Consider the following 7,805-nt stretch of genomic DNA (forward strand, 5'->3'; position numbering starts at 1 on the left):
GTGCTTCTCGTGCCGATTCCACAAACCGGGTCATGGTTTTGAAATCATGACCTAATTGTTGCTGGCGACCGGTGCCACCAGCGAGGTGATGCGGCGAATGCCGACGCGCCGGTTCTCGCGGTTCGGCGCCGACGTGTTGACCTTCAGATACTCCTCGCCATAGCCCTGCGTCGTCAGGTTTTCCGGCGGGATGCCGAAGGCGTTGGTGAGCGCTTCCGCCACTGATTCCGCGCGGCGATCGGAAAGGGCCAGGTTAGCCTCCGGTGTGCCGACCGCGTCGGTATGACCTTCGATCAGGAAGGTCTCGGCCGGGTTCTTTTTCAACAGCTTCTCCATGGCGGTGGCGACGCCCTCGAGCTTCTGCACCTCGGTGTCGGAGATCGAGGCCGAGCCGAATTCGAAGTTGAGCGTGTCGAGATCGACGCGCCGTGCGATGTCGCGCACGCGGGCCGAACGTTTGACCTCGTCGATCGAGTAGAGGCGCTGGACCTTCTCCACCGGTGGCTGTTCGAGGAAGGTGTAGTAGTCGTCCGGATCTTCGACATCCTCGGAGTCCAGAATGTACTCCTCGCGCGGGATTGTCAGCCGCATCGGCGGCAGGTCATCGCCTGGATCGCGCCAGTCGCTCTCATCCTGATAGTGCCGCTCGTCGACATAGCTCAGCACATATTCGCGTCCATCCGGCGCAATGCGCGAACGCTGGATGACGTCGCCATAGCGGTTGCGGATGGTGACGATCTGGACACCGTTGTCGCGCTCGACGATTTCCCGGGTGCGGTCGCCCGAGAGATCCTCATAATAGACGTTCCTGGCGCCGCGGGTCATGCGCGGGGCGTCATTGCTCTCGACGAATGTCTGGTTGTTGAACTGCAGGATGACGCGGTCGCCGAGCTCCCTGACGACGTCGACGCCTTTCGGACGCCGGCGGTCACGGACGTTCTCATCGGGCGCACGCTCTACGCGCGTGCCCTTTTCCTCGGTCACCGGCGCGATCTTCTCGGGCTTGATCTCCTGTTGTGCGGCCCTGTCGTCGGTGGGCGGCGGACCTTGGTCGATGGGAGCAGCCACCGGCTTGCGGCCCTGATCGCCACCATGCTGGGCATTTTGCCCGCCATTCTGCTGCTCGCCATCCTGGGGGACGATCTTGTCGCCCTGCTTGCGGCCGCCCCTGCGCTCGGCGTCCTTCTGGCTGTCCAGGATGGGAGCGGCGTTTGGATCGGCCGGTGCTTCGCCTTGCACCGGGTTTTCGCCCTGTGCCGGTGCTGCCGTCTGACCATTGGCCGGTTGTTCGCCGGTGGCTGGCTGTTCGGCTGTGGCCGGCTGCTCGCCAACAGGTTTCCTGACACGCTTCTTCGTCGTGTCCTGGGGCTGCTCGCCCTGGGCCGCGGGCTGTTCGCCGGCAGGGACCGTCGCCTCTCCAGCGGGAGCCTCTTTCGGTGCCGGGGCGACTTCAGGTTGGGCCTGCTGGTCCTGCCTGTTCTTCTTGCGCGGCTTGGCCTGCTCGCCGGGCTGATTGTCGTTGGCCGGTTCCGCCTGGTTGGCCGGAGCCTGCTCGGTTTGCTGCTGCTGGTCGCGCTTCTTCCTGCGCGGCTGCTGTTCCTCGGCTGGCGCGGCCTGTTCGGCCGGCGCCTGCTCGGTCTGCTGCTGCTGGTCGCGCTTCTTCCTGCGCGGCTGCTGTTCCTCGGCGGGCTGTTCGCTCTGGGCAGGCGCGGCCTGCTGTTCAGGCTCGGCCTTCTTGCGCTCGCGCTTCTGTTCGGGTTCCGCCTGCTGCTGTTGTGCGCAGGCTTCGCCTTCGGCGCATGCTGCTTGCGCCAGGATGAATGGGGCTGCCGTGCGCTGGGCAAGGCCGGACGCGACACTTCCCTGAAGCGGGAACGCGCCCAACGGCGCGGATGCCATAAGCAGGCCGAGTGCCGTGCCTGCCAGAATCCGTGGTTGGCGTTTCATCGAAATTCTCCTTGTGGGGTCCCATCCTTGCCGAAACCGATCTTGTGCCGATTGGTTCCAGTCTGGCACGGATAGAGGCCGTACGGGGCGATTGACCGACCTTTTGAAGGCAACTTCATGTCATTCACCTGGCGATAGCCGCAATTGCGACCATTGCCGCGCTTGACCTTGCCCGCGGCTGGGGCCACATCCCGGAAATGGAAACGCCATTCTGGAAAACCAAGGCGCTGGAGGCGATGAGCCCGGCCGAGTGGGAATCGCTGTGCGACGGCTGCGGTAAATGCTGCCTTTCGAAGCTTGAGGACGAGGACACCGGCGAGATATACTGGACCAGCGTCGGCTGTCGGCTGTTCGATGCCGAGACCTGCCGCTGTTCGGACTACGTCAACCGGCTGGCGCGCGTTCCCGACTGCGTCGGGCTGACGCCACAGAATGTGCGAACCATCAGCTGGCTGCCCAGCACCTGCGCCTATCGGCTGGTGGCCGAGGGCTGCGACCTCTACTGGTGGCACCGGCTGGTGTCGGGCAGCGCCGAGACCGTGCATGAAGCCGGCATCTCGATGCGCGGCCGGGTCAAGGCGAGCGAAACCGATCTTGCCGAGCCGGAAGACTATTTTGACTATGTACTGGACGAGGAGCCGTAGGACCAGCGGCGGTGAGCAAGAGCCTCGCGTTTGAAGACATTCGGCCAATCCGCGGGGTCGGAACCGGGCGCCGAGTCAGGCGTTCTGGCCTTCACCGAGGGCTGGGGACGATGGCGAATGGCGGGGACTTTCCTTTTCCCGCCATATGAACCGGAGATGAACGGCAGGTTCGTAAAGAGTTCAGACAGGCAAGCGCATTCTCCCCTCATCGGTTCACAAGGGGCGAAGGCCCGCAAAAAGGAGAGAAGACGATGTTCAACACGATCAAGACGGCAGCCCTTTCGGCCCTGGTCGGTCTCGGCACGCTGGCGGCCGTTCCTGCTCACGCCGACAGCCTCTATCTCGGCTTCGGCAACAACAACGACCCGCGTTTTGGCGTCTATACCGGTGACGACGGTTATCGCCATCGCCGTGACGAGCGCCGTGGCAACTGGCGCCGTGGCTGCTCGCCGGACCGCGCCCTCGACAAGGCCGAACGCATGGGCCTCCACCGCGTCCGGATCGTCGACGTCAGCCGTCGTACGGTGAAAGTGGCGGGCCGCCAGGATGGCGACCGCGTCGTCGTCGTGTTCGCCAATGAGCGCGGCTGCCCGGTCATCTATCGCTAAGCTTGGGTTTGGCGGACCCTAGAGGCTGATCTTCTGCGAAGATCAGCCGGGAGACGCGATCTTCTGCGAAGATTGGTCTGGACTAGCCGAGCCCTTTTCCGTTTGAAGGGTGTGGCTCGAAAAAACCCGCGGGAGCAATCCCGCGGGTTTTTCATGCACGCCATTGGTTGATGATTGCCGTGGCCAGGCTCAGCCACGGATCGTCAGAGCCGCTTATTTCAGTTCGAAGGTGACGGTGACCTGCACATTGTAGGCGTTCTCACCGGCCTGTACCGGAGCCGCGCCGGCCGCGGCATCGAAGGCTTTGGCATTGATCGGCATCGGCGCCGGCCTGATGTTCTGGTCTGTGATCTCGAGCACCCGGCCCAGGCTGACGCCGGCGGCTTCGGCCAGCGTCTTGGCCTTGGCCATGGCGTCGGCGACCGCCTTCTTGCGCGCCTCGGTGACCGTGGCTGCCGGGTTGTCATTGGTGAAGGCAATGCCGCCGCCCTGATTGACGCCCAGCGACACCGCCTTGTCGAGGACCTCGCCTGTCTTGTCGACGTCGCGCACCCGCACCGAAAGCGTGTTGGTCACCTGGTAGGCGACGAGTTCGGCTTCCTGACTGCCGTCCGGCTTGTTGGTGTAGTTGTAGCGCGGGTTGATCTGGATGCCAGCGGTCTGCAGATCGCGGTCCTTGATGCCGGCGGACTTCATCGCCGCGATCACGGCGGCCATGGCGTCATTGTTGGCATCGAGCGCGGCGCGCGCCGTTTTGGCCTCGCGCATGACGCTCAGCGTCAGGACCGCCAGATCGGGGGCTACGGTTGCTTCGCCTTCGCCCGACACGATGATGCGGGGCGGCGTCGGCAGATCGGCGGCTCCAGCCATCGCCGGAAAAGCGATTGCAGTGGCGAGCGCGAGAAGCAAAAGATGTCTGGTCATGAAAATCTCCTTGGTCTGCGATCAAGTCGCAAGGGGTCGCGTAGAGCGTGATTATGGGTTGATTTGGGCGATCTGCGGAAGCCCGTCGGGGAAAGCCTTGTGCCGCGATGCGAAAAACATTAATCCAGCCCGCGTGGGGCCTGTAGCTCAATGGTTAGAGCCGGCGGCTCATAACCGCTTGGTTGGGGGTTCGAGTCCCTCCGGGCCCACCATTAGCTTTCGAAGCCGTTGATTAATTGGGTTTTTTGTACTTTTTTGTCCCACTCTCTTCCACCCCCGCCAAAAGTGGGACATTTTCGTTCTCGTTTCGATCGAATACCAGAAGGGTCCGGGCAGACTGCGCCACTATCCGGCGGCGTGCCTTGCGGATGTAATGATCAGGCTGCTGATAGGTCGTCCAGCCGTAAATCGCCTTCAGCTGTTCATGTGTGGCTCTGTTTTCTGCGGCAACGGTGGCGCCTGCCTTGCGGACCCCGTGGGCGCTGCAGCCCGGGAGCCCCGCTTCGTCGCACCATTGGCGCATCTTGTTACCAAGGCCGTTTTCCGAGAAAGGCCGACCATACTCGGTGACGAGGAATGTCAGGTTGCCGGCCGGGGCGAAGGAAAGCTCATCCTCGAGTTCTGGGAGCAGAGGCAGTTCGACAACAATCGCTTCCTTGCGCACCTTGCTCTTGTCGGTCTTGCCAGGCTTGATCCTGATCCACTTCTCCCAGATCCCGGTATCCTTGTTGCGAACCTGGGTAATGTGTTGTCTGCCGAAGATTGCGGCATCGGACAGTCGCAAACCCGTGAACATGAAAATCGCCAGCGCCATACGAGCCATAGTGCCGCGCGCATGTCGTTTCTCATACTGGACGATCTCCGACACTTCCCAGGTGTGGAAACCTTCGCCATTGCCGGAAGTCAGGCGCTTTATTCCGTTTGCCGGATTGACCTCGACCATCTCGGCATCCTTGGCCCAAGCGAACATTGCGCTAATGGCTTTTGTAATATTGTTGGCTGCCCCCGGAGCGTCTGACCGGGTATCACGGAGCTCCTTGACGTGAGCCCGCTTCATGGCCGCGAACGGTAATGAACCCTTCGTCGAGAAGTCCGGATTGACTGGCCCGCTCAGCGGGTGAGGCAGTTTGCAACGCCTTCGAGTATTGTTCGTCGTCGAAGCATCGTGCCTTCGCCGACCTCTGCGCCACCGCGCCGGAAATACTCCTGGCAAAGCCACATCAGACTGCCGCGAGGGGCAACTGGCCTCACTACAGGCCCGACCACATTCTGAGCCGAAGCATAGGGAACGCCATCTCGCGCGCAGCGCACTTCTTCGTGGAACTCGGCTGAACCTGGCTTTTCTCGCAGACGGATCTTTTTTCTACCCGGTGCCCGGAAGTACAGCCGGATATTGCCGTGCCGATCCCTGTCTTCGACAACGCCTTTCAGATTGAATTTCACCATGGTGCTCGCCACGTCCATCATCTGCGATCCCAAGGATTATCGCTGGAGGACACGCCGTCAAGTTTGTTGTTGCGGTGTGGTAGCCGCCCGAATGCCTCTGCCAGTTCCTCCACATCCCAGACATAGCGCTCTTTGCTGGGCATCCGCGGTTGTGGCATACGGCCATCCGCGACCATCTGGTCGAACGTCGTTGGACTGACGCCGATAGCTACCGCTGCCTGTTCTCGATTAATGCCGAACAGCAGGAGCCCGCCAAGTGCGCGTTTCATTGCTTTTCTCGCTGCACATCGCCTCGCGGGCTGAGTTCCGCGACAGTGGAGCATTCACCTAAGAAGCAATCACGCTACCCTTTCCTTGCTATGCTTGGAATGGATCTGTCCGGCCAATGCGACAAACGGCGGTAACGGCGTGAAAATAGGATAGCAGACCGCGGCTGCGGGGGTTCGAGTCGGGAGACCGCTACATCGCAAGACCCACTATTGAGGGCGCGTTCTTTTGCTATCGCCGGCATGCAGCGTGAGCAAGGTGCGTTCGATGCCGTGCGGTAGAAAATCGCGACCCGTGGCGATGATGGACAGGGCCGATAGATAAGCAATATCAGCTAGTTACGATATGTTGTGTGCAAAAACCGCACACGAAAGTTCTGCTTCTCGTCATTTTTCGTTCGCACGACGGAGCCGCCGACAGTCCGATTTGGACCCTCTTTTGCCGACGATGACAGCCGCTTCATTGCGGCGTTCGCTGCCATATCTATGGGCCGCAACGTACGATCCGCCTCCAACTCCCCTGGGGTTCCTGGAAGCTTTTCGAACTTTCTGGGTCGCTCCTCAGCCCGAATTGCGAGTGCTCATGGATAAGGCAGGATACTAGATTCGGTTTTTAGATAGCTCTGAAGGGATCGACTTCTGGTACATTGTGTCTGATAGCGCGCCGACACGAACTCCCAAGTACCATGCTTGAACGGCAGCTTTGCGCCGCAAGTCGGCCGTGTATGGTCGTGCTCGACCAGCCCGGAAGCAGACATCCTTCTCTTCGACAAAATGTCGAATTAGGCGGGAAGCAGACCTTTGCCACTTGCTCAACGGAGGTCCGGGCTGCGGGACGAAGCTGCTGTCGTCTAGTTTCTCGAGCGTCTTCTTGCTTCGGAAAGCCATGCCATACCAGGATTCTCTATCGGACCGCCTTAGAGGTAGCCGAAAGCTATTCATTCGCCACGGCAACCGACATCAAGCGCATATTGTGAAGCGAGCGGATGCAGCCATGCCCTTCAAAAAGTTGCGCACAATCGAAGCATGATATGCCTCGCGCATCGTCCATTTCGTTCTCATCGATGCCGAGTGTAATGCTGTATGGACTCAAAACGGGTGCAAAGGCGAAAAAGTCCTCCGGCAATGGTTCGATAGACTGCATAAGGCAAACGAATTCGCCGCTCGGGAGCTGAGTAGAGAAGAGCAGTTCGTCGGTCCATACTCCAAGCTTGGCTATTCGATTTGGATCCTCGCGGCTGTAGACGACATTCACCATCCGCCCGCACATGTGGGGAGGCGGTGCCAATGCCGTGTATTGTTTCGTATTTGGTATGGCTTCCTGTTCAGGCCAGAAACCGTCGGACGCAAACAGGATTGAGGCGGCAACCTGCCCCCGGTCCTCTTGTGTCGAGAGACGTTGCCACCGCAATATCGAACGAAAATCGGGACCGTCCTCCCGCCATTCCAAGTGTTGCGCGAAAAACCCTTCCAACAGCGCGACCTGACAAACACCACTTTGGTGAAGGCTGAGTTTAAGCATGCGCCTATATGCGTTACTCGTTAGGTAGACGTCATTGTGGTTGACAAAAAACGACCAGCATTCGGACCGGGGCTTGGCGTCCGCGATCGCGAATCTGAATGCGGTAGTCTTAGCCATCGCCAAAAAGACCTTTAATCGTCGCCTCGTAGATTCCCCTTCTAGGGATTGGTTGGCTCCTCGACTACACTGTCGTAGTGATGTTCGCGAAGAAGTCGTGTGGTGACGCCACCCTTACTACTAGAAGTCCGTTGCGCGAAGAGATCGCCTACCATTCCGTCGAGATTTCGCAGCGCATCACTTGAGCCCCCCGCTCGACGAAAACCGTCGCGAAACAGAGCATAGGCAGCTTGGCCGTGTGTCCATACCGCGCCAGCGATCACTGCAAATAGAAGGTCGCGGTCCTCGCCACCGGTCGTCAACGAGATCGCCCGAGCCCAGAACGGAAGAT

At 60.4% G+C, this 7,805-nt stretch carries 9 protein-coding genes and 1 tRNA gene; 3 read left to right on the forward strand and 7 right to left on the reverse strand.

Annotated elements, in window-relative coordinates:
* Positions 1-51 precede the first annotated feature (51 nt).
* Positions 52-1,947, reverse strand: a complete 1,896-nt coding sequence (locus EN893_RS11080) for an OmpA family protein (protein WP_128361536.1) — start codon at positions 1,945-1,947, stop codon at positions 52-54.
* Positions 1,948-2,144: 197 nt separating this feature from the next.
* Between EN893_RS11080 and EN893_RS11085 the strand changes: the two genes are divergently transcribed.
* Positions 2,145-2,591, forward strand: a complete 447-nt coding sequence (locus tag EN893_RS11085; protein WP_127269028.1) for a YcgN family cysteine cluster protein — start codon at positions 2,145-2,147, stop codon at positions 2,589-2,591.
* Between the two features lie 251 nt (positions 2,592-2,842).
* Positions 2,843-3,199 carry a hypothetical protein gene (locus EN893_RS11090; protein ID WP_127269289.1) on the forward strand — a complete coding sequence of 119 codons (357 nt, stop codon included), beginning with the start codon at positions 2,843-2,845 and terminating at the stop codon, positions 3,197-3,199.
* 213 nt (positions 3,200-3,412) lie between these two features.
* Here the strand turns inward: EN893_RS11090 and EN893_RS11095 are convergent, their stop codons facing one another.
* Positions 3,413-4,123 carry an SIMPL domain-containing protein gene (locus tag EN893_RS11095; RefSeq protein ID WP_127269288.1) on the reverse strand — a complete coding sequence of 237 codons (711 nt, stop codon included), beginning with the start codon at positions 4,121-4,123 and terminating at the stop codon, positions 3,413-3,415.
* 136 nt (positions 4,124-4,259) lie between these two features.
* On the opposite strand from EN893_RS11095, the gene EN893_RS11100 reads away from it, so the two are divergent.
* Positions 4,260-4,335, forward strand: a tRNA-Ile gene (locus EN893_RS11100).
* Positions 4,336-4,355: 20 nt separating this feature from the next.
* On the opposite strand, the gene EN893_RS11105 is transcribed toward EN893_RS11100, so the two are convergent.
* The 5 genes from EN893_RS11105 to EN893_RS38625 all read right to left on the reverse strand — a co-directional run.
* The gene (locus tag EN893_RS11105) at positions 4,356-5,066 is read right to left on the reverse strand and encodes a tyrosine-type recombinase/integrase (RefSeq protein ID WP_164900799.1); all 711 of its coding nucleotides are present in this window, start codon (positions 5,064-5,066) and stop codon (positions 4,356-4,358) included.
* A 167-nt stretch (positions 5,067-5,233) separates the two neighbouring features.
* Entirely contained in the window at positions 5,234-5,590 is a 357-nt protein-coding gene (locus EN893_RS11110; RefSeq protein ID WP_127269286.1) for a hypothetical protein, read from the reverse strand.
* Positions 5,587-5,838, reverse strand: coding sequence for a hypothetical protein (locus tag EN893_RS11115; RefSeq protein ID WP_127269285.1), 252 nt, complete (start codon positions 5,836-5,838; stop codon positions 5,587-5,589). The genes EN893_RS11110 and EN893_RS11115 overlap by 4 nt, the downstream gene beginning before the upstream one ends.
* A gap of 931 nt (positions 5,839-6,769) precedes the next feature.
* Entirely contained in the window at positions 6,770-7,357 is a 588-nt protein-coding gene (locus tag EN893_RS11120; RefSeq protein ID WP_127269284.1) for a hypothetical protein, read from the reverse strand.
* A 158-nt stretch (positions 7,358-7,515) separates the two neighbouring features.
* On the reverse strand, positions 7,516-7,805 hold a 290-nt coding region (locus EN893_RS38625; RefSeq protein ID WP_206640102.1), incomplete at its 5' end, for a hypothetical protein.

Source organism: Mesorhizobium sp. M7A.F.Ca.CA.004.04.2.1 (genome assembly GCF_004022825.1).
Classification (GTDB): domain Bacteria; phylum Pseudomonadota; class Alphaproteobacteria; order Rhizobiales; family Rhizobiaceae; genus Mesorhizobium.

Excerpts from the sequence above, each read along its gene's own strand:
- EN893_RS11105 (WP_164900799.1), bottom strand. The coding sequence starts at position 5,066 with ATGGTCGAGGTCAATCCGGCAAACGGAATAAAGCGCCTGACTTCCGGC.
- EN893_RS11120 (WP_127269284.1), bottom strand. The coding sequence starts at position 7,357 with ATGCTTAAACTCAGCCTTCACCAAAGTGGTGTTTGTCAGGTCGCGCTG.
- EN893_RS11115 (WP_127269285.1), bottom strand. The coding sequence starts at position 5,838 with ATGAAACGCGCACTTGGCGGGCTCCTGCTGTTCGGCATTAATCGAGAA.
- EN893_RS11110 (WP_127269286.1), bottom strand. The coding sequence starts at position 5,590 with ATGATGGACGTGGCGAGCACCATGGTGAAATTCAATCTGAAAGGCGTT.
- EN893_RS11095 (WP_127269288.1), bottom strand. The coding sequence starts at position 4,123 with ATGACCAGACATCTTTTGCTTCTCGCGCTCGCCACTGCAATCGCTTTT.
- EN893_RS11090 (WP_127269289.1), top strand. The coding sequence starts at position 2,843 with ATGTTCAACACGATCAAGACGGCAGCCCTTTCGGCCCTGGTCGGTCTC.
- EN893_RS11080 (WP_128361536.1), bottom strand. The coding sequence starts at position 1,947 with ATGAAACGCCAACCACGGATTCTGGCAGGCACGGCACTCGGCCTGCTT.
- EN893_RS11085 (WP_127269028.1), top strand. The coding sequence starts at position 2,145 with ATGGAAACGCCATTCTGGAAAACCAAGGCGCTGGAGGCGATGAGCCCG.